The following is an 18,425-nucleotide window of genomic DNA, read 5'->3' on the forward strand; positions in this document are numbered from 1 at the left end:
AGCAGGGGATCCGCACTTCATCTGGCTAAAAGTATCCCGGAGCGCGAGGCAGAGCCTCGCACAAAGAAAAAGGCGCCCGCTTGAGGCGCCTTAGAGTAAGGTCTCAGACCTTGAGGTTCGGAATGATCTGCTTTTTCCGGCTCATGATGCCGGGCAGGACCACAGCGTCGCCGTCGACCGATGCACCGAAGCTTTTCTCGGCAACGGTTTTGACCAATTCATTTGGGACCAGCAGGGTGGCTTCTTCGTTCAGGATGTCGACGACGAACAGCAGCACCTGATCGACGCCGTCTTCTTTTGCTACGTCAACCATCGACGCGGCCAAGCTGCCCTTGCGGTCCAGAACAACGCCCGGAGCAGTGGTTTCCAGAACCGAGACACGGAACTTGGTGCCGTCAACTTCGTATTCCTTGCTATCCATGCGGATCAGTTCGGCATCCGAGAACGAGGACACATCCGATTTTGCCGCGAACATGTCCGCCGCATAGGCCGAGACATCCAGACCCAGTTCTGCGGCCAGTTTCTCGGCCACTTCGCGGTCATGCGCGGTGGTGGTGGGCGAGCGGAATTCGAGCGTGTCGGACAGGATGCAGGTCAACGCCGCGCCTTTGATGGCCTCGGGCATCTTGGCGGCGTCGTCACCCATCAGGTCAACCATGATGGTCGCTGTGCAGGCCAGAGGGCGCACAGTGATATTGATTGGGCCTTTGGTTTCCAGACCGCCGACCAGCTTGTGGTGGTCGATGATGGCGCGGATATCAGCGCTGTTGACGCTGGCGGGCAGCTCGGCCGGGTTATTGGTGTCGACGATAACAACCGGTGCGTCCGCTTCAACGTCTTCGATGATGCGCGGCTTGGGCAGGTCCCAGCGCTGCAGCATGAAGGCGGCTTCGGTATTGGGCTCGCCCAGCAGCACGGGTTCAGCCTGCTCGCCTTTGACCTCGTTGAGATACCACGACCACAGGATCGGAGAGCCGGTGGAATCGGTGTCGGGGGATTTGTGACCAAATACTAGGGTTGTCATGTCAGCGTCCTGCGGATTGGAAATTTGCGCGCGTTATAGGGCGCATGACATGGCTTGTCACCCGCTTGCGGGCCACTGCGACTGTTGGTCTGACATGCCGAGAAATCAGAACGGCGCGCGCGTCAGCGTGTAGCCTTCCTTTTCCAGAAGCGAGAGCAAGCCGTACGTCTGGCTGAGATGTCCGGCGCCTACCGCGATGACTGCCGTCTGATCCTGAATACGCAGGATGTGGCCCATCCAACTGTTATTGCGATCCACCAACAATTGCTGTTCGAACTGCGCCCATTCGGCGTCGTAATCCTCTTGCGACAGGCCCGAGGCCTCGAACCCCTGAATCCGGGCCAATTGCAGGATCTGCGCATGTTTTTCCTCGAGATACGCATTGGCCATGGTGGCAAGGTGGTTTGCATCGGCCTGCATCGCTCCGGACAAGCGGACCAGCGAGTCGACCTGTTGTTCCAGTGAAAGCGTGTCGAACATCGCCATCAGGTCTTCGATCCGCTCCAGCGAGTGTTGGGGAATCCCGTGCGCCTCGGCCACATCTGTCAGGCGGGCATCCATGCCATGGTTCGCATCCGGGTTCTGCATCAGGCAGGGCGGGATGCCCAGCATCATGCTCAGAAACCAGGGCCGCATTTTGGCCGCCATCCAGCTGGGAATGCCGCGCTCGGCCAAAGAAGTCGAAAGGGCCGCCCAGTCCTCGGCGCTCATCAGGTCGATCAGTGTGGGGCCTTCGGTGATCATCACGGGGCTCAGGTCATTGGTCAGGCCTTGCTCGAACGCTTCCATTTTGGCTTCGGTGACCTCGAAATAGATCGCGTCTGCTTGGGCTACGATGGGTGTCAGCCGTTCGACGACCGGACCCATCCGTGCATCGTTCGTGTGCAGAGTTCCGATAAGGTGCAGGGTCGTGTCGCCCTTGGAGGCGATCCAGTGATTGCCCTCGGGGTAAGGGACCGAGGCAAGGGATTGTTGCAGGGCGGCCTGATCCTCTTCCGACATCAGAGGTCGCAGGTCGTGACCATCGCAGGCGGCATGTGCCGTCATAGGCAGAAGCAATAGTCCAAAAAGGGCCATCAGGCGCATAGGCGGTCCTTCCTCGGTTGGTCAAACAGACGACATAAGATTTAGGCATCCAAATGCAGCATATTCAAGGCGACCCATCTGGTATTTCGACACGAAACGCATAGCATTGGGCCATGGAACGCGAGCAGGATCTTTATCCCCCCATCAAGGCATTGTTCGAGAGGCAGGGCTATACCGTAAAAGGTGAGGTTGGCGCAGCCGACATCATGGCCGTGCGCGACGGGTCCGAGCCGGTGATTGTCGAGCTGAAACTGCGCTTTTCGCTGGCTTTGTTCCATCAGGCCGTCGCGCGGCTCAGGATCACGGATCAGGTCTATCTGGGGGTCGGCAAGCCAACCGGACGCACTGCGCGTCGAGCGTTGCGGGATAATCTGGCGCTCTGCCGCAGGTTGGGCTTGGGCCTGATCACCGTGCGTGCGGACGGAGCGGTCGAGGTGCAGTGCGATCCCGGCCCCTATGCCCCGCGCAAGAACAAGGCCAAAGCGGGCCGTATGCAGCGCGAGTTTAATCGGCTGCAAGGCGACCCGAACTCTGGCGGCGCAACGCGGCACGGCATTGTTACCGCCTATCGTCAGGATGCTTTGAAATGCGCGGCCCATCTTGCCGAACATGGCGCCTGCAAAGGGGCCGAGGTCGCGAAGTCGACGGGCGTGGCCGAGGCCACGCGGTTGATGCGCACCAATCACTACGGCTGGTTCGACAAGGTCGAAAAAGGTGTTTATGCCCTGACGGATGCGGGGCAGGAGGGCCTTAAACACTGGGCCTATAGTTGGGATCAGCCTGATTGAAGGTCAGGGTCGAAAAAAATCCATCACAGCTTGTTGACTCGGGGATTTGCACCCCCTAGCTATGCGTCGTTATCACTCTCTACCCTTGAGTGCTAACGCCTCGCCAGTCGGCGAGGGGAGGATAGATAAACTTTGAGCCCAAGGAGCTGCAAAGATGGCATTGAAACCGCTTCATGACCGTGTGCTGGTTCGCCGTACAGAAAGCGAAGAGAAAACCGCAGGCGGCCTGATCATTCCTGATAGCGCAAAAGAAAAGCCCAGCGAAGGCGAAGTCGTCGCAACTGGCGAAGGCGCACGCAAGGACAGCGGCGAGCTGATCGCAATGGCGGTCAAAGCTGGCGACAAGATCCTGTTCGGCAAATGGTCGGGCACCGAGGTTCAGGTCGACGGCGAAGAGCTGCTGATGATGAAAGAAAGCGACATCATGGGGATCATCGAGTAAGCCGCCGCGCTTCACTCTGATCTTCATTTACAACTTATTTCTCAAGGAGAAACGACATGGCTGCAAAGGACGTCAAATTCGACACCGATGCCCGTAACCGCATGCTGGCAGGTGTGAACATCCTGGCTGATGCTGTTAAAGTGACCCTGGGCCCCAAGGGCCGCAACGTGGTTCTGGACAAATCCTTCGGCGCGCCGCGCATCACCAAAGACGGTGTTTCGGTTGCCAAGGAAATCGAGCTGGAAGACAAGTTCGAAAACATGGGCGCGCAGATGGTGAAAGAAGTCGCCAGCCGCACCAATGACGAAGCCGGCGACGGCACCACAACCGCAACCGTTCTGGCCCAGGCCATCGTTCGCGAAGGTCTGAAGCAGGTTGCTGCTGGCCTGAACCCGATGGACCTGAAGCGCGGCATCGACCTGGCGACTGCCAAAGTTGTTGCAGGCATCAAAGACGCGTCGCGTGAAGTCAAAGACTCGGCAGAAGTTGCTCAGGTTGGCACCATCTCGGCCAACGGCGAAGCTGAAATCGGCCAGCAGATCGCAGACGCGATGCAGAAGGTTGGCAACGAAGGCGTCATCACCGTCGAAGAAAACAAAGGTCTGGAAACCGAGACTGATGTTGTCGAAGGTATGCAGTTCGACCGTGGCTACCTGTCGCCTTACTTCGTCACCAACGCAGACAAGATGATCGCAGAACTCGACGACTGCATGATCCTGCTACACGAAAAGAAACTGTCCTCGCTGCAGCCGATGGTTCCTCTACTCGAGCAGGTGATCCAGTCGCAAAAGCCGCTGCTGATCATTGCTGAGGATGTTGAAGGTGAAGCGCTGGCGACTCTGGTTGTCAACAAACTGCGCGGCGGCCTGAAAATTGCTGCTGTCAAAGCACCGGGCTTCGGCGATCGCCGCAAAGCCATGCTGCAGGACATCGCGATCCTGACCGGTGGTCAGGTCATCAGCGAAGATCTGGGCATGAAGCTCGAGTCCGTTACCATGGACATGCTGGGCACCGCCAAGAAGATCGAGATCACCAAAGACGAAACCACCATCGTTGACGGTGCAGGCGAGAAAGCCGAGATCGAAGCACGTGTTGCTCAGATCCGCACTCAGATCGAAGAAACCTCGTCGGACTACGACCGTGAGAAGCTGCAAGAGCGCGTTGCCAAACTGGCAGGCGGTGTTGCTGTTATCCGCGTCGGCGGCATGACTGAAGTTGAAGTGAAAGAGCGTAAGGACCGTGTGGACGATGCTCTGAACGCAACACGCGCTGCCGTTCAGGAAGGCGTTGTTGTTGGCGGTGGTGTTGCTCTGGTTCAGGCCGGTAAAGCACTGGAAACTCTGGAAGGTGCAAACGCTGACCAGAACGCCGGTATCAACATCGTTCGCAAAGCGATCGAAGCGCCGCTGCGCCAGATCGCTGAGAACGCAGGTGTTGACGGTGCGGTCGTTGCGGGCAAAGTCCGCGAATCCGGCGATGTATCGTTCGGCTTCAACGCACAGACCGAAGAATATGGCGACATGTTCTCGTTCGGCGTGATCGACCCAGCCAAAGTTGTCCGTACCGCGCTGGAAGATGCGGCGTCGGTTGCTGGTCTTCTGGTCACCACCGAAGCAATGGTTGCTGACAAGCCCGCCAAAGAAGGCGCGGCACCTGCTGGCGGCATGCCCGACATGGGCGGCATGGGCGGCATGATGTAAGCTGCTTAGGCCATAGTGCTTACGAGCGGGGTCGCCTTTGGGCGGCCCCGTTTGCGTTTGGAATGCCCGCTGCGCGGTCATGCCTCCGGCGGAGGTATTTATGAACAGAAGAAGGCTGGACGTTGCACGTAGCCGGAAAGTGAGTGTGCAAAGTGTGGCCAACGCGCTATGCGGGTTTCATGAGACTGTTTCTTCTGACCTCCTTCACCATGTGCGCCTTTGCGGCCAATTCGATTCTGAACAGGCTGGCGATTGAGAGCGGGGCGAGTGATCCTGCGGGGTTCGCCGTTTTCCGTGTTCTTGCGGGGGCGGTGGTTCTGGCCGTGTTGGTTCTTTTGAAAAGCGGGGTTCTGCCGCTTCTCTCACCACGTCGGATCATCGGGGCGGGTTCACTGTCTCTCTATATGATTGGCTTTTCTGTGGCATACCTGACGTTGGACGCCGGGTTGGGTGCGTTGATCCTGTTCGGTGTCGTTCAGATCACCATGTTCGCAGTCGGTGCTATGACCGGAGCGGCCCCGACGGTGCGCCAATTGGCAGGCGCAGTGGTTGCGCTGGGCGGGTTGGCCTACGTGCTTTGGCCATCGGAGACCGTTCAGGTGGAAGCCTTAGGGGCTGCTCTGATGGTTGCGGCGGGGGTTGGTTGGGCTGCTTATTCCTTGGTCGGACGGTCCGAACCGAACGCGTTGGAGGGCACGGCGGCCAATTTCGTTGTCGCCTTGCCCGTTACGGCTATGGCCTTGCTGGTGACAGGTGGTACTTGGCAGATGACCGGATTTGGCTATTTTCTGGCGGCTCTGTCCGGGGGCGTGACCTCGGGCCTCGGCTATGCGCTGTGGTATCGCGTGTTGCCGCAGCTTGCCCCCTCGGTCGCGGCAGTCGTGCAACTGAGCGTCCCTGTCATTGCAATTCTTGCTGGTATTCTATTGTTGGGCGAGGCAGTAAGCATGCGCTTGATCATCGGCGCGGCGCTGGTTTTGGGCGGGATCGCGCTGGCGGTACAGCGCAGAACCTGAGGTCACATCTTTCCCCGGACCAAAATAGGCCTTATCTGGCGGGTATGAGATTTCTGCTTGCCATATTTCTTTTCCTTCTCCCGGCTGCGGCCCAGGCGAAATGCGTGATCCTGCTGCATGGGCTGGCTCGGACCGAGGCGTCCTTTTCGGTGATGGAGCAATTGTTCGAGGTGCATGGCTACACGGTCATTCGCCCAGGTTATCCGTCGACCGATTTGGGCATTCCGCAACTGGCCGAGCAAACTCTGCCCGATGCGTTCGCCGAATGCGGGGACGACACCGCAAATGTCGTGGCGCATTCCATGGGCGGCATCCTGTTGCGCTACTGGCTGCAGGATCATGAACCGGAGAATTTGGGTCGCGTTGTTATGCTTGGGCCGCCCAATCAGGGCAGCCAGTTGGTAGATGAATTGGGTGCATGGGAGGTGTTCGGCTACCTCAATGGTCCGGCAGGGCTTCAGTTGGGCACGGGCCCCGAGGGAATCCCGCGCCAATTGCCCCCGGTTGAGTTTGAGCTTGGGGTGATCGCGGGTGAAAACTCTCTGAATCCGGTCTTTTCGTCGATGATAGACGGGCCTGACGATGGCAAAGTGTCGATCCGGACGACCCGGGTCGAAGGAATGACGGATCATATCGTTCTGCCTGTGACGCATACTTTTATGATGAACAATCCCCGCGTGATGGCCCAGGCACTGCACTTTATCGAATTCGGAAAGTTCGACCCGCAAATTACTTGGCTTGACGGGGTGATGGACGCAATTGACGAGATCTGTATCGGGCAGGATTGCTCGGAGCCGGACTCGGAGCGCACGGAATGACCGCATTGGAACTGACGTTGACCGGAGCAGAGGTTCTGCTGCCGGAGGCCGGGTTGTCGCGTGCCGATTTGTCAATTGCCGAAGGGGAGGTGCAGGGCGACCGGACCGGGCGACAGGTTGATCTGTCTGGTTATCTGGTTCTACCCGGCATCATCGACCTGCATGGGGATGGGTTCGAGCGCCACATCGCCCCGCGCCGCGGTGCCATGAAACAGATGAACGAAGGCATCCTGTCGGTCGAGGCCGAGCTTGCCGCCAACGGCATCACCACCGGCGTTCTGGCCCAGTTCTACAGCTGGGAGGGCGGGGTGCGCGGGCCGGATTTCGCCTCGCAGGTGTTCAAGGCGATTACCGAGGTCAAGGACAGCACCGTCACCGATCTGATCCCGCAGTTGCGGTTCGAGACGCATATGCTGGACGACTATGAAGGGCTGGCCCAAAAGATCGCGGATTGGCAGGTGCCTTATGTTGTCTTCAATGATCACCTGCCGCACGATCGCCTGGCCGAAGGGCGCAAACCACCGCGCCTGACCGGGCAGGCCTTGAAAGCGGGGCGCAACCCCGATGTGCATTTTGAGATGCTGCTATCCATGCATGCCCGCAGCGATGAAGTCCCTGCCGCACTTGACGCGCTTTGCGCTGAGTTGGTCCAAAGAGGCGTGCGCTTGGGCAGCCATGATGATGCCACGCCCGAAACCCGCGCAGGATGGCGTACACGCGGTGTTTCGATCGCTGAATTCCCGGAAACCCTCGCCGCAGCCGAAGCCGCTCGCGCTGCCGGAGATCACATCATCCTCGGCTCACCCAACGTTGTGCGCGGAGGCTCCCATAAAGGCAACGCCAGCGCACTGGATCTGATCGCTATGGGGTTGTGTGACGCTCTGGCCTCGGACTACCACTACCCCAGCCCGCGCCGCGCCTCGTTGATGTTGGCAAAAAGCGGGTTGCTGGATTTTGCTACGGCCTGGGCGCTGGTCTCGTCCGGCCCCGCGCAGGTTCTCGACCTGAAAGATCGCGGCACGCTGGTACCGGGTCAACGCGCCGATATCGTCATTCTGGACGCAAAAACCCACCGCATCGCTGCCACCTTTTCTGGCGGGCGTGTCAGCCACATGTCCGGTGACATCGCGGCCAGATTTTTCGCCTGACCGCCCCATCTTCTTCTGTTCAAAAATACCTCCGCCGGAGGCATCGCGCAGAATGCGCGAATTCCGTCAGCGAGCGATGCGGTTGAAGTGACCCATCTTCCGGCCCGGCTTGACCTCGGCCTTGCCATACAGGTGCAAGGCGACGTCCCGCTCCTGCGCCAGTTCCGGCACGCGGTCCATATCGTCGCCGATCAGGTTCTCCATGACCACGTCCGAATGCCGCTGCCCGTCTCCCAAAGGCCACCCGACCACGGCACGGATATGCTGCTCGAACTGGTCGACGGCGCAGCCATTCTGCGTCCAGTGGCCCGAGTTATGCACCCGAGGTGCAATTTCGTTCACGATCAGGCCCGAGGGTGTGACGAACAACTCAACCCCCATCACGCCCACATAGTCCAAAGCATTCAGGATGTTGGCCGCGAGCAGAACTGCATCCGTGCGCTGCGCCGGGCGCAGGCGCGCAGGGACCGTTGTTGTGTGCAGGATACCGTCGCGGTGGACATTCTCACCGGGGTCAAAGCAGGCGACCTGACCATCAAGCCCGCGGGCCGCGATGATCGAGACTTCGTGCGAAAACTCCACAAACCCCTCAAGGATCGCAGGCGCGCCCGCCATATCAGCCAGAGCAGTCTCTGCGTCCTCAGGCGCGCGCAGGCGGGCTTGACCTTTGCCGTCATAGCCGAACCGGCGGGTTTTCAGGATCGCGGGTGTGCCGATTTCCTCAATGGCCGTATTCAGGCTCGCCAGATCGGTGACGTCCGCAAAAGGTGCTGTGTTGAGGCCCAGACCTTGCAGGAAATTCTTCTCGGTCAACCGGTCCTGACTGACCCGCAGCGCCTCACGCCCCGGACGGATTGGGCGGTGGGCTTCCAGCAGGTCCAGCGCCTCGGTCGGGATGTTCTCGAACTCGTAGGTGATGACATCGACCGAGTCGGCGAAGGCGCGCAGCACGTCGGCGTCGTCATAGGGCGCGGTTGTCACGCGGTCGGCGACTTGAGCGGCGGGTGGGTTCGCGCCCGGCTCAAAGATATGGGTCACAAACCCCAAGCGCGAGGCAGCGACCGACAGCATCCGACCCAATTGGCCTCCGCCCAGGATTCCAATCCGGGCACCGGGTTGCAGAGCGTCACTCATCAACTGGCTCCTCCGGGATCGAGGCGGACAGAGCCTCACGCCACGCGTCCAGCCGTTCGGCCAAAGCGCCGTCCTGCAAGGCCAGAATACCGGCCGCCATCAGGCCGGCATTGGCCCCACCGGCCGAGCCGATTGCCATGGTCGCCACAGGAAATCCTTTCGGCATCTGAACGATCGAATACAGCGAGTCGACACCCGACAAAGCCCGCGTCTGAACCGGAACACCAATAACGGGCACGCGAGTTTTCGACGCCATCATGCCGGGCAAATGTGCAGCCCCGCCAGCGCCTGCGATGATCACATGCAAACCGCGCGACGCGGCGGTCTTGCCGTAGTCCCAAAGACGATCCGGGGTGCGGTGGGCCGAAACGATGCGTTTCTCATACGCGATGCCCAATTCATCCAAGATATTGGCGGCTTCTTTCATCGTAGGCCAATCCGATTGGCTGCCCATGATGATCCCCACTTTCACATCGCTCATCCGCTTGCGTCCCTGCCGTTCGAAAGAGCGCGCACTATAGCCAAATCCGCATGCGTGGCAATGCGTCAGGCGATGATGTCGGGGGTCAGGCGATCCTCGATCAGACGGATGATGTCTTTTAGCCGCAGTTTCTGCTTTTTCAACCGTTTGATCGTCAATTGATCCGATGTACCGGTGGCCTGCAACGCCTCGATCGCCTCATCAAGATCACGGTGCTGACGGCGAAAAACCTCCAACTCAACCCGCAGAACTTCGTCGGTTTTCATGGAAAGGTCAGTGGGCGCGTTCATTGGCGACTCGGGCTTGTTGTGGTGCGTCCCCAACAAGATAGTGTGCAAGACGTTATCGCGCCAGACCTTGTGGACATCCGGGTTTCTTCCCATATTCTATCTTGTGCGGTTGCCAGAACGGGGCCGCCCAGAACGTCGCTTTGACATAAAAGGACGAGAACACGTGTCAAAACTTACCTTGGGCTCATACCCGCATTTGTTGGGGTTTGAGCAATTGGAACGCCTTCTGGAACGGTCTGCAAAGGCTGGCAACGAAGGATATCCGCCCTACAACATCGAACAAACCTCGGACTATTCCTACCGCATCACTCTGGCGGTGGCCGGGTTCGCGGAAGAGGATCTGTCGATCACCATCGAGGACCGCCAACTGGTGATCCGGGGCCGTCAGCGCGACGACAGCGAGGGGCGCATCTTCCTGCATCGCGGCATCGCGGCGCGTCAATTCCAGCGCATGTTCGTGCTGGCCGACGGTGTCGAGGTGGGCGAGGCGATTATGGAGAACGGTCTGCTGCATGTGGATCTGACCCGCGCCGTGCCGGAAACCGTGGTGCAGACAATCAACATACGGAAGGGGTAAGAGCAATGAACACACCGATTGAAATCAACACCGAAGGCGACCGTATCGTGTATGTCAAAACGGTTGAGGTTGCCGATCTGCCCAGCGATCTACGCGATCAGGCGGGCGATCTGGATCAGCTATACGCCGTTCATGACTCAGACGGGCAGCAACTGGCGCTTGTCGCCGACCGCAAGCTGGCCTTTGTGCTGGCCCGCGAGCATGATCTCTCGCCGGTGGCCGTTCACTGAACGGCCCCAGCCACACGCGTTTGCGCGTGACATTCCGCCCGACACCAGCGAAACATGCACAAGCTCCGGATCGCATCCGGGATGACATGTTCATGTAAGGAAACGCTGGATGAGCTGGTTCGATTTTGACTGGGTGGATGCCTTTACCGACAAAGCCTTTGGTGGCAATGGCTGCGCCGTAGTCCAGGGCGCGGCCCATCTGTCGGATGAGGTCTGCATGGCCTTTGTGCGCGAAACCTCTCTGGTCGAGTGTACTTTTACCGGCCCGTCGGATGTCGCCGATATCCGGGTGCGGTATTTTCTGGCCAGCCGTGAAATCCCCTTTGCCGGTCATCCGACCATCGCAACGGTCGCAGCGCTTCGGTCGCGCGGTCTGGTTGAGGGTGACTCTCTGACTTTGGAAACCGAGGCGGGCCTTGTCGCCATTCGTCTGAACGGTGATGAGATTGAGATGACGCAGGTTGCGCCGGAATTTGGGGCCTACGTACCTGCTGATCTGGTCGCCAGTGCGATTTCGTTGCCCGAGGACGCGATTATTTCTCCTCCGAGATTTGTCTCTACCGGGTTGCCATTCTGTATCACGGTGCTGCGGGATCACGACGCCGTGCGCGCGGCGCGGCTGTCCGACGGTCCTTTGCGCGAGGTGGCAGCAGCAGCGGGATTTTCTGGTTCAGATATGGCAGAGCCGTTTTTGGTCACCTTGCAGGGAGCGACGACACAGGGGGATACGTTCTCGCGCCTGCTGCTGGCCCCGCCCAGCCCGCCCGAGGACCCATTTACTGGGTCTGCGACGGGCGCGATGGCGGCCTATCTTTGGAAATACGGGCTTATGGAGAAAGACCAATTCATCGCTGAACAGGGTCACGACATGGGGCGTCCGGGGCAAGCAACGGTGACGCGTGTCGGTCCGAGCGATGCCATGACCGGGATCAAGGTGGCGGGGCAAGGCTATGTTCTGATGCGCGGACAGGTCGACTTGCCTGAGGCGGATCAATGACCGAAGCGATTGCTGTTTTACCCTACGGCCACCGTCTGGGCCCGAAACTGGCCGAGGTGCCTCTGTCCGAGCTGATCTGGCACGAGGGCTGCCCGGATCGTTTGCTGGGCAAAACAGTCGGTGACCTCGCGCCGACGGATCATCTGATCATGTATCCCAATTCGACGGTGCACTGGCGGTTGCGGCGTGGCACGAAGGCGCGGATTTCGCTGATGATGGGTGAGCCTTCAGCCATCCACGCCAAGCATGACCGACAGCTGCGCCTGACGTGGCGGCGGTTCTTTCGGGTGTTCACCTTTCACGACGTTCTACTGGAAAACCTGCCCAATGCTGTGTTTCTGCCCTATGGCGTGACGATGGTGCCAGACTGGCAGGAGCTACAGGCTGAGAAGGTTAAATCCTGCTCGCTGATCGCCTCGGCCAAGCGAGACCTAGTGGGCCATCAGCTACGCCATGACGTCATAGATTGGATCCGAGAAACCGGGGCCGATGTGGACATCATGGGGCGGGGGTACACGCCATTCGACCAGAAATCGGATGGTCTGGCCCCTTACCGCTATTCGGTCGTAATCGAGAACGTGCGGGAGCGGAACTACTTTTCAGAGAAACTCATCGACTCGATCCTGTGCGCGACCGTTCCGATTTACTGGGGCTGCCCAAACATCGGGGATTTCATGGAAACTTCGGGGATGATCCTGTGTGAGACACAGGCAGATATACAGCAAGCGATACAGTCTGCATCCGAGGAAGACTATGCCCAGCGCCTGCCGCACCTGAAGTCGATTCAGGACGTAGCCGCAGACTACGGTCAGTTTGAAGAACGCGCCGTGCGCGCGTTGCGGCATGAGCTATCGGGCGCGTCTGGCTAAAACCCCATCCAAGCCATCGGTGTGATCGGGTTGTCCTGTGGGTCAATCCCGTGCCGCTCACACAGCGTGCTGAGCAACGAGCCCCGCACAGGCAGGCCCGCAGTCTGTTGCGCCATGAATTTCTTCTGATGCCCAAAGACATGCACGGAATGCACCCTGTCCCGTTTTATTGCATTTAGCGGAATCCGCGGGTCGTGCAGCTTCCAAAGCGCCTCATTCGCCAGCGGGTAGAACGTATCAGCAGGCAGGGCGTGGATGTCCTCTCCGGTCTCGCACAGAAAATGCCCCAGCGCCTTGGGGCCGGAGCATCCCCATGGCAGCGCCTCGATACCCCAGGTCTCGCCTTCCGCGATACGCTGCTCATTGCGCCTGCGCAGCTTGGCCCCGCGCCAGGGTTGGGTCGGGTTGGCCGAGGAGACAAAGGCCAGCATCTGCGCAAGCGTTTGGGACTCTTGCGGCAGACGGAGCACCCCATTGGGAAACTTGCCGGATTGAGAGGGGGCGAAGACAAAAGGGGACGCAAAATCAAAAGGCTTCAGACAGAGCGCATCCAGATCCACCCAGATGAAATCTGTGCGTTCCAGCAACCTCAGCCTGAAAATGTCCGAAAACACCGCAACGCCCAGCCGATCTTCGGGCCGTAGATCAAAAGGGGCGGGCCACAGTATCTCGGACGCATGCCGCAGGTCGACGCCATTTGGGATGTTCGCGATGTCGTGGGCCGCATAGAGGGTGAAGGAATGACCACGGTCCAGATAGGATTGAATGCACAGCGCCTCGAGCCAGCTGAGATCGGAGCCAAACCAGAAGCTGGCGATGTGAGGAAGGGAGCGCATCGTGGATGGGCCGTACCGAACTTGACTGGGCTGACTGCATCAAGGCCACGCATCTTTGTCAATCTCGGTCGTTGGTTCGCACGAAAAACGGCCCCCGGTGACCGGAGGCCGTTTCCAATCTGGTTTGGCTCAACCGCTTAGTTCGCAGCGATCAGGCCCATGCTCTCGAGCTTCAGCAGAACCTGATGCGCGCAGTTGTCGACCTCGACATTCTCGGTCTCGACGCTCAGTTCAGGGTTCTGGGGCACGTCGTAAGGGTCTGAGATGCCGGTGAACTCTTTGATCTTGCCTTCGCGCGCCAGCTTATACAGGCCCTTCCGGTCGCGGCGTTCGCATTCCTCGATGCTGGTGGCCACGTGAACCTCACAGAAGGCACCGAACTGTTCGATCTCTTCGCGCACGGCCCGACGAGTGGTCGCATAAGGAGCAATCGGCGCACAGATGGCGATTCCGCCGTTCTTGGTGATCTCGGAGGCGACATAGCCAATGCGGCGGATGTTCAGATCGCGGTGTTCCTTCGAGAAGCCAAGCTCGGACGACAGGTTCTTACGCACAATGTCACCATCCAGCAGCGTCACGGGGCGGCCGCCCATCTCCATCAGCTTGACCATAAGCGCGTTGGCGATGGTGGATTTGCCAGATCCTGAGAAGCCGGTGAAGAAAACGGTAAAGCCCTGTTGGCTACGCGGTGGCTTGGTCTTGCGCAACTCGGCCACAACCTCGGGGAAGCTAAACCATTCGGGGATTTCCAGACCTTCGGCCAAACGGCGGCGCAGTTCGGTGCCCGAGATGTTCAGGATCGTGACGTTGTCCTTGTCGAGGATCTCGTCATTCGGCTCGTACTGGGCGCGTTCCTGCACATAGACCATGTGCTTGAAGTCGACCATCTCAACGCCGATTTCATCCTGGTATTTGCGGAACAGATCCTGCGCGTCATAAGGGCCGTAGAAGTCTTCACCTTGGCTGTTTTTGCCGGGGCCGGCATGGTCGCGGCCAACGATGAAATGGGTGCAGCCGTGGTTGGCGCGGATCAGGCCGTGCCAGACGGCCTCGCGTGGGCCAGCCATGCGCATCGCCAGGTTAATCAGCGACATCGAGGTGGTTGAGGCCGGGTACTTGTCCAGCACCGCCTCATAGCAGCGCACGCGGGTGAAGTGGTCCACGTCGCCCGGCTTGGTCATGCCGACAACCGGGTGGATCAACAGGTTGGCCTGCGCCTCTTTCGCAGCGCGGAAGGTCAGCTCCTGGTGGGCTCGGTGCAGCGGGTTGCGAGTTTGGAACGCAACGATGCGGCGCCAGCCCAGTTTGCGGAAATAGGCGCGCAGCTCGTTCGGAGTATCCCTGCGGCCACGGAAATCATAGTGAACGGGCTGCTGAATGCCGACAACGGGACCGCCTAGATAGACTTTGCCTGCCACGTTATGCAGGTAGTTTACGGCCGGGTGCGCATCGTCATCCGCGCCAAAGACCTTCTCGGCCTCGCGCGATTTGTCAGGGGTCCAGCGGTCGGTAACGGTCATGGTGCCGAGGATCACGCCCTCTTGGTCGCGCAGGGCTATGTCTTGGCCCAGCTCGATGCTTTCGGCGAATTCTTCGCTGACATCCAGTGTAATCGGCATCGGCCACAGCGTGCCGTCGGCCAGGCGCATGTTCTCGACCACGTTGTCGTAGTCGGCCTCGGACAGGAACCCTTTCAGAGGGTTGAAGCCGCCATTCATCAGCAGTTCCAGATCGCAGATCTGGCGCGGAGACAGGTCATGGCTGGTCAGATCCGCAGCCTCAACCTTTAGCTTCTGGGCCGAGTCATAAGAGACGTAGAGTTCGGGAATGGGGGCGAGATTGCTTAACATTGTCATCGGAATTCTCTTGTCGATGTGATGATGCGCCAGTGTGATCTTGGCATTTGAAACGGCATGTGCCCCGCCACTGAGTCAGAGTCCACAGGGTCAGATAAAACTAAGGAGGATATGAGCGGTTTTTCTTGTAATTGGAAGAATTTTCCAATTCGGCGGAAAACGGGCGATCAAAGTTCCGGTAATCTAGCGCAAATGTGCCACAGTAAGTATGCGCGTTCCTGTTGTCTCAGGCTTTTTCAAGTTCCGAGGCGCGGGGCACCGGCAGGGCTGGAACGGGCTCGGACACGCCGCGCAGCTTGAAGTTTTGGATGCGGTCGTCCGAGATGTCCATCTCGGCGGCCTGTAGCAGCTCGGCCGACACCAGAAGCTCAACCCCCAGCGGCTTTGTTTCGGCCTCAAGACGGCTGGCGACATTCACGGCGTCCCCGATGATGGTTTGCGCGGCATGGCCGGCCGCGCCAATTTCCCCAAGCACCAGATCGCCCAGATGCAGCCCCATGCCGATGCGGATATGCGGGCTATCTTCGGATGATAGCTGTCGGTTGAACTGTTCCAGCGCATGGCTGATCTCAATCGCGGCTTTCAGACCGGCGCGGGCGGATTGCCGGGGGTCGGGTTTGTCAAAAACCGCCAGCAGCCCATCCCCCATGTATTTGTCGACGACCCCGCCCTGAGAGGTGATCGAAGGCACAATCGCATCAAAGAACCTGTTCAGAAGGAAGACGATATCATAGGGCAGTTGCCCTGCTGTGCGGGCGGTAAAGCCGCGCATGTCCAGAAACAGCACGGCCAACTGACGTTCCTGCCCCTGACTTGCATGAGCCCGGTCGTGCTTGCCGTCGGGGCGAAAAACACGAAAGACCTTTACCGGCTCGGTCGGGCGCATCTGACAGGCCAGACGGGTCTGGGCCGAGGCCCCAACGGCGGCCAGGCTGCGGGCTTCGATCTCGCTGGGCGGGGGCAGGTGATCTCCGCCATCTTCGACGATCACGCGGCAGGTGGTGCAGCGGCCCTTGCCGCCACATAGGGCGGCATGCGGAATTCCGTTGGCCTGAGACATCTCAAGCAGCGTCATGCCCTTCTCGGCAAAAACCTCGGGGCCTCGGGCGTAGGTCACCTGAACAGAGTGCCGACGACGCCACAGCTTGCGGCCAAGATAGAAGGCCGCCGTTGCACCGAGCGCGGCCCAAAACCCCATCATTGCGTTGTCTTCGACGCGGAACATGGCCTCAAAGGCCTCGGCCGAGGGCCAGTTATAGTGTTCGATATACTGTTCGCGCAGGAAGTCATCGGCAAAATCGGCCCAGATCCGGCGCCCTTCGGTCAGCACACCGGCCAGGGCGAAACAGGGGACAAAGACTGCAATACCGATCAGGTAGGGCAGGGTCCTGCCCCACCACCGGGTCAACCGCAGCCACATGTGCAACCCGATGCAGCCATGTACCCACACGATCAGCAACAGCAGGCTTTGCATCCAAATCGCAGAGCTTGGCCACATCAGAATGATGATATAGCCCATTTCGTCATTCACGTCGTATATCTCATGCGCGTATCGCGTGTGAATAATGTGGACGATCAGCTGGATCGGGATCAGCAGCCCCAGCACGATTTGCAGGGCCGAGCTGAACGGCATGCGCAGGGTCCGTCGCTGTATGATCGACGTTAGCGCAAGGCCCGAGTGCACGATCAGCGCAAGGTAGAGAAGCGCGCTCATGGCGTCGTGGCGGGTGACGGCCTTTCGACCGTCTTGCATGCCATGCAGATAGTCGGTGTGAAACAGGCCCAAGCCGATGTTCAGAAAGTGGAAGAAGGCAAAGACAAAAAGGACCAGCCCGCTGCCGATCCTAAGCCGGGTTGACCACCCGCCACGCCAAAGAGCGTTGTCCGTTGTGACCACGCGCGACCCTCATGTTTTGCACCAGTGTGAGGCCGCGCGGGGATAGGGTCAAGCCGGTCTGGCCTGACCCTGTGGCCCCTCAGTCTTGTTCGGCCAGAAAGCGTTCGGCATCCAGGGCGGCCATGCAGCCCATGCCTGCGCTGGTAACAGCCTGACGGTAGATGTGATCTGTCAGGTCACCGGCTGCGAAAACGCCCGGAACCGAGGTCTCTGTCGATCCCGGTTTGGTGACGACATAGCCGCCCATATGGGTTTCCAGCGTGTCCTTGACCAATTCGTTGGCCGGGGCATGGCCGATGGCGACAAAAACGCCCTTGCACGGGATCTCAGAGATCTCGCCCGTTTTCACGTTTTTGACGCGCACGCCTTCGACGCCCAAGGGCGCGTCGGTCCCCATGACCTCGTCCAGTTCATGGAACCAGAGCGGTTCGATCTTTTCATTCTTCATCAGGCGATCCTGCAGGATCTTTTCCGCCCGCAACTCGTCGCGGCGGTGGATCAGGGTCACCTTGCTGGCGAAATTGGTGAGGAACAAAGCCTCTTCCACGGCGGTGTTGCCACCACCGATCACAACGATCTCTTGCCCACGATAGAAGAACCCGTCGCAGGTCGCGCAGGCCGAGACGCCGAAGCCTTTGAATTTCTCTTCCGACGGCAGGCCAAGCCATTTGGCCCGCGCACCGGTCGCCAGAATGACCGCATCGGCAGTATAAACCGTGCCGCTATCCCCTTTTGCGGTGAAGGGACGTTTCGAGACATCCAGATCGTTGATGATGTCGCCGATGACCTCACAGCCCATCGCCTTGGCGTGGTCCTGCATGCGGACCATTAGATCGGGGCCTTGTACCTCGGTATCGCCGGGCCAGTTTTCGACCTCGGTGGTGGTCGTCAGCTGGCCGCCGGGCTCGATCCCTTGCACCAGAATGGGTTCCAGCATCGCGCGGCTTGCATAAACCCCGGCTGTATAGCCTGCGGGTCCCGACCCGATGATCAGAACCTTGGTGTGTCGTGTGTCGGCCATGGTACCCCCGCTCGAACTGCCTGAATTGGGCCTTTTGCCCGTCGCAAGGATATAGCGATGGGCGGGCAGGGCTTAAAGCCCCTTCATTAAGGGAAGCTGATATGCCTCGACGGTATGGCCCTGCGCAAATGAGCGATCTGAAAACAAAGAAAATTGCGCAGCTACGAAACATTATTGCGCGTGGGCTAGGTGCTGATATAAGAACCGAAAAATCA

Annotated in this window: 19 protein-coding genes; 10 read left to right on the forward strand and 9 right to left on the reverse strand. The window is 59.4% G+C overall.

Annotated features, from left to right (window positions below):
- Positions 1–103 precede the first annotated feature (103 nt).
- Both ACR0C3_RS11870 and ACR0C3_RS11875 read right to left on the reverse strand, forming a co-directional pair.
- The gene (locus ACR0C3_RS11870) at positions 104–1,024 is read right to left on the reverse strand and encodes a manganese-dependent inorganic pyrophosphatase (protein WP_480758607.1); all 921 of its coding nucleotides are present in this window, start codon (positions 1,022–1,024) and stop codon (positions 104–106) included.
- Between the two features lie 105 nt (positions 1,025–1,129).
- Positions 1,130–2,101 (reverse strand): TraB/GumN family protein, encoded by a 972-nt coding sequence (locus tag ACR0C3_RS11875; protein WP_480758609.1) that lies wholly within the window; start codon positions 2,099–2,101, stop codon positions 1,130–1,132.
- A 122-nt stretch (positions 2,102–2,223) separates the two neighbouring features.
- Here ACR0C3_RS11875 and ACR0C3_RS11880 point away from each other — a divergent pair, with 122 nt between their 5' ends.
- From ACR0C3_RS11880 to ACR0C3_RS11905, 6 genes are all read left to right on the forward strand, one after another.
- A complete protein-coding gene (locus ACR0C3_RS11880; RefSeq protein WP_480758611.1) occupies positions 2,224–2,898 on the forward strand; it encodes a DUF2161 domain-containing phosphodiesterase in 675 nt (224 codons plus the stop codon).
- A 154-nt stretch (positions 2,899–3,052) separates the two neighbouring features.
- Positions 3,053–3,340 carry a co-chaperone GroES gene (gene groES, locus ACR0C3_RS11885; RefSeq protein WP_170352338.1) on the forward strand — a complete coding sequence of 96 codons (288 nt, stop codon included), beginning with the start codon at positions 3,053–3,055 and terminating at the stop codon, positions 3,338–3,340.
- Between the two features lie 56 nt (positions 3,341–3,396).
- Positions 3,397–5,040 carry a chaperonin GroEL gene (gene groL, locus ACR0C3_RS11890; RefSeq protein ID WP_170374649.1) on the forward strand — a complete coding sequence of 548 codons (1,644 nt, stop codon included), beginning with the start codon at positions 3,397–3,399 and terminating at the stop codon, positions 5,038–5,040.
- A 179-nt stretch (positions 5,041–5,219) separates the two neighbouring features.
- On the forward strand, positions 5,220–6,056 hold the full coding sequence (locus ACR0C3_RS11895; protein ID WP_480758613.1) for a DMT family transporter: 837 nt from the start codon (positions 5,220–5,222) through the stop codon (positions 6,054–6,056).
- Between the two features lie 44 nt (positions 6,057–6,100).
- A complete protein-coding gene (locus ACR0C3_RS11900; RefSeq protein WP_480758614.1) occupies positions 6,101–6,874 on the forward strand; it encodes an alpha/beta fold hydrolase in 774 nt (257 codons plus the stop codon).
- A complete protein-coding gene (locus ACR0C3_RS11905) occupies positions 6,871–8,022 on the forward strand; it encodes an alpha-D-ribose 1-methylphosphonate 5-triphosphate diphosphatase (protein ID WP_480758615.1) in 1,152 nt (383 codons plus the stop codon). Before ACR0C3_RS11900 ends, ACR0C3_RS11905 begins: the two co-directional genes overlap by 4 nt.
- A 66-nt stretch (positions 8,023–8,088) precedes the next feature.
- Here ACR0C3_RS11905 and ACR0C3_RS11910 read toward each other — a convergent pair whose 3' ends face one another.
- The 3 genes from ACR0C3_RS11910 to ACR0C3_RS11920 all read right to left on the reverse strand — a co-directional run bounded on the left by ACR0C3_RS11910 (position 8,089) and on the right by ACR0C3_RS11920 (position 9,927).
- Positions 8,089–9,156, reverse strand: a complete 1,068-nt coding sequence (locus ACR0C3_RS11910; RefSeq protein WP_480758617.1) for a 5-(carboxyamino)imidazole ribonucleotide synthase — start codon at positions 9,154–9,156, stop codon at positions 8,089–8,091.
- The gene (gene purE / locus ACR0C3_RS11915; RefSeq protein ID WP_170664738.1) at positions 9,149–9,637 is read right to left on the reverse strand and encodes a 5-(carboxyamino)imidazole ribonucleotide mutase; all 489 of its coding nucleotides are present in this window, start codon (positions 9,635–9,637) and stop codon (positions 9,149–9,151) included. Before purE ends, ACR0C3_RS11910 begins: the two co-directional genes overlap by 8 nt.
- 65 nt (positions 9,638–9,702) lie before the next feature.
- The gene (locus ACR0C3_RS11920) at positions 9,703–9,927 is read right to left on the reverse strand and encodes a YdcH family protein (protein ID WP_037308505.1); all 225 of its coding nucleotides are present in this window, start codon (positions 9,925–9,927) and stop codon (positions 9,703–9,705) included.
- Between the two features lie 163 nt (positions 9,928–10,090).
- Here ACR0C3_RS11920 and ACR0C3_RS11925 point away from each other — a divergent pair, with 163 nt between their 5' ends.
- The 4 genes from ACR0C3_RS11925 to ACR0C3_RS11940 all read left to right on the forward strand — a co-directional run bounded on the left by ACR0C3_RS11925 (position 10,091) and on the right by ACR0C3_RS11940 (position 12,600).
- The gene (locus tag ACR0C3_RS11925; RefSeq protein WP_170374660.1) at positions 10,091–10,504 is read left to right on the forward strand and encodes an Hsp20 family protein; all 414 of its coding nucleotides are present in this window, start codon (positions 10,091–10,093) and stop codon (positions 10,502–10,504) included.
- A gap of 5 nt (positions 10,505–10,509) precedes the next feature.
- Entirely contained in the window at positions 10,510–10,734 is a 225-nt protein-coding gene (locus tag ACR0C3_RS11930; protein WP_170374662.1) for a DUF1150 family protein, read from the forward strand.
- 109 nt (positions 10,735–10,843) lie between these two features.
- Complete coding sequence (locus tag ACR0C3_RS11935) at positions 10,844–11,731, forward strand: PhzF family phenazine biosynthesis protein (protein ID WP_480758619.1); 888 nt, start codon at positions 10,844–10,846, stop codon at positions 11,729–11,731.
- On the forward strand, positions 11,728–12,600 hold the full coding sequence (locus ACR0C3_RS11940; RefSeq protein WP_480758621.1) for a hypothetical protein: 873 nt from the start codon (positions 11,728–11,730) through the stop codon (positions 12,598–12,600). Before ACR0C3_RS11935 ends, ACR0C3_RS11940 begins: the two co-directional genes overlap by 4 nt.
- On the opposite strand, the gene ACR0C3_RS11945 is transcribed toward ACR0C3_RS11940, so the two are convergent.
- The 4 genes from ACR0C3_RS11945 to trxB all read right to left on the reverse strand — a co-directional run bounded on the left by ACR0C3_RS11945 (position 12,597) and on the right by trxB (position 18,210).
- Complete coding sequence (locus ACR0C3_RS11945) at positions 12,597–13,436, reverse strand: hypothetical protein (RefSeq protein ID WP_480758622.1); 840 nt, start codon at positions 13,434–13,436, stop codon at positions 12,597–12,599. The two genes, ACR0C3_RS11940 and ACR0C3_RS11945, sit on opposite strands and share 4 nt — an antisense overlap.
- A gap of 137 nt (positions 13,437–13,573) precedes the next feature.
- On the reverse strand, positions 13,574–15,292 hold the full coding sequence (locus tag ACR0C3_RS11950; RefSeq protein ID WP_480537737.1) for a bifunctional sulfate adenylyltransferase/adenylylsulfate kinase: 1,719 nt from the start codon (positions 15,290–15,292) through the stop codon (positions 13,574–13,576).
- A gap of 226 nt (positions 15,293–15,518) precedes the next feature.
- Positions 15,519–17,189: an adenylate/guanylate cyclase domain-containing protein gene (locus ACR0C3_RS11955; protein WP_480758624.1), complete on the reverse strand. Its 1,671-nt coding sequence runs from the start codon at positions 17,187–17,189 to the stop codon at positions 15,519–15,521.
- A 79-nt stretch (positions 17,190–17,268) separates the two neighbouring features.
- Positions 17,269–18,210: a thioredoxin-disulfide reductase gene (gene trxB, locus ACR0C3_RS11960; RefSeq protein WP_480758626.1), complete on the reverse strand. Its 942-nt coding sequence runs from the start codon at positions 18,208–18,210 to the stop codon at positions 17,269–17,271.
- Between the last annotated feature and the right edge of the window lie 215 nt (positions 18,211–18,425).

It is taken from the genome of Ruegeria sp. CK3 (assembly GCF_056536565.1).

Bases quoted from the DNA above. Each gene is read 5' to 3' on its own strand.
- ACR0C3_RS11930 (WP_170374662.1), top strand. From the start codon at position 10,510: ATGAACACACCGATTGAAATCAACACCGAAGGCGACCGTATCGTGTAT.
- ACR0C3_RS11900 (WP_480758614.1), top strand. From the start codon at position 6,101: ATGAGATTTCTGCTTGCCATATTTCTTTTCCTTCTCCCGGCTGCGGCC.
- purE (WP_170664738.1), bottom strand. From the start codon at position 9,637: ATGAGCGATGTGAAAGTGGGGATCATCATGGGCAGCCAATCGGATTGG.
- ACR0C3_RS11945 (WP_480758622.1), bottom strand. From the start codon at position 13,436: ATGCGCTCCCTTCCTCACATCGCCAGCTTCTGGTTTGGCTCCGATCTC.
- groL (WP_170374649.1), top strand. From the start codon at position 3,397: ATGGCTGCAAAGGACGTCAAATTCGACACCGATGCCCGTAACCGCATG.
- ACR0C3_RS11935 (WP_480758619.1), top strand. From the start codon at position 10,844: ATGAGCTGGTTCGATTTTGACTGGGTGGATGCCTTTACCGACAAAGCC.
- groES (WP_170352338.1), top strand. From the start codon at position 3,053: ATGGCATTGAAACCGCTTCATGACCGTGTGCTGGTTCGCCGTACAGAA.
- ACR0C3_RS11910 (WP_480758617.1), bottom strand. From the start codon at position 9,156: ATGAGTGACGCTCTGCAACCCGGTGCCCGGATTGGAATCCTGGGCGGA.
- ACR0C3_RS11920 (WP_037308505.1), bottom strand. From the start codon at position 9,927: ATGAACGCGCCCACTGACCTTTCCATGAAAACCGACGAAGTTCTGCGG.
- ACR0C3_RS11880 (WP_480758611.1), top strand. From the start codon at position 2,224: ATGGAACGCGAGCAGGATCTTTATCCCCCCATCAAGGCATTGTTCGAG.
- ACR0C3_RS11895 (WP_480758613.1), top strand. From the start codon at position 5,220: ATGAGACTGTTTCTTCTGACCTCCTTCACCATGTGCGCCTTTGCGGCC.
- ACR0C3_RS11870 (WP_480758607.1), bottom strand. From the start codon at position 1,024: ATGACAACCCTAGTATTTGGTCACAAATCCCCCGACACCGATTCCACC.
- trxB (WP_480758626.1), bottom strand. From the start codon at position 18,210: ATGGCCGACACACGACACACCAAGGTTCTGATCATCGGGTCGGGACCC.
- ACR0C3_RS11940 (WP_480758621.1), top strand. From the start codon at position 11,728: ATGACCGAAGCGATTGCTGTTTTACCCTACGGCCACCGTCTGGGCCCG.
- ACR0C3_RS11950 (WP_480537737.1), bottom strand. From the start codon at position 15,292: ATGACAATGTTAAGCAATCTCGCCCCCATTCCCGAACTCTACGTCTCT.
- ACR0C3_RS11875 (WP_480758609.1), bottom strand. From the start codon at position 2,101: ATGGCCCTTTTTGGACTATTGCTTCTGCCTATGACGGCACATGCCGCC.
- ACR0C3_RS11905 (WP_480758615.1), top strand. From the start codon at position 6,871: ATGACCGCATTGGAACTGACGTTGACCGGAGCAGAGGTTCTGCTGCCG.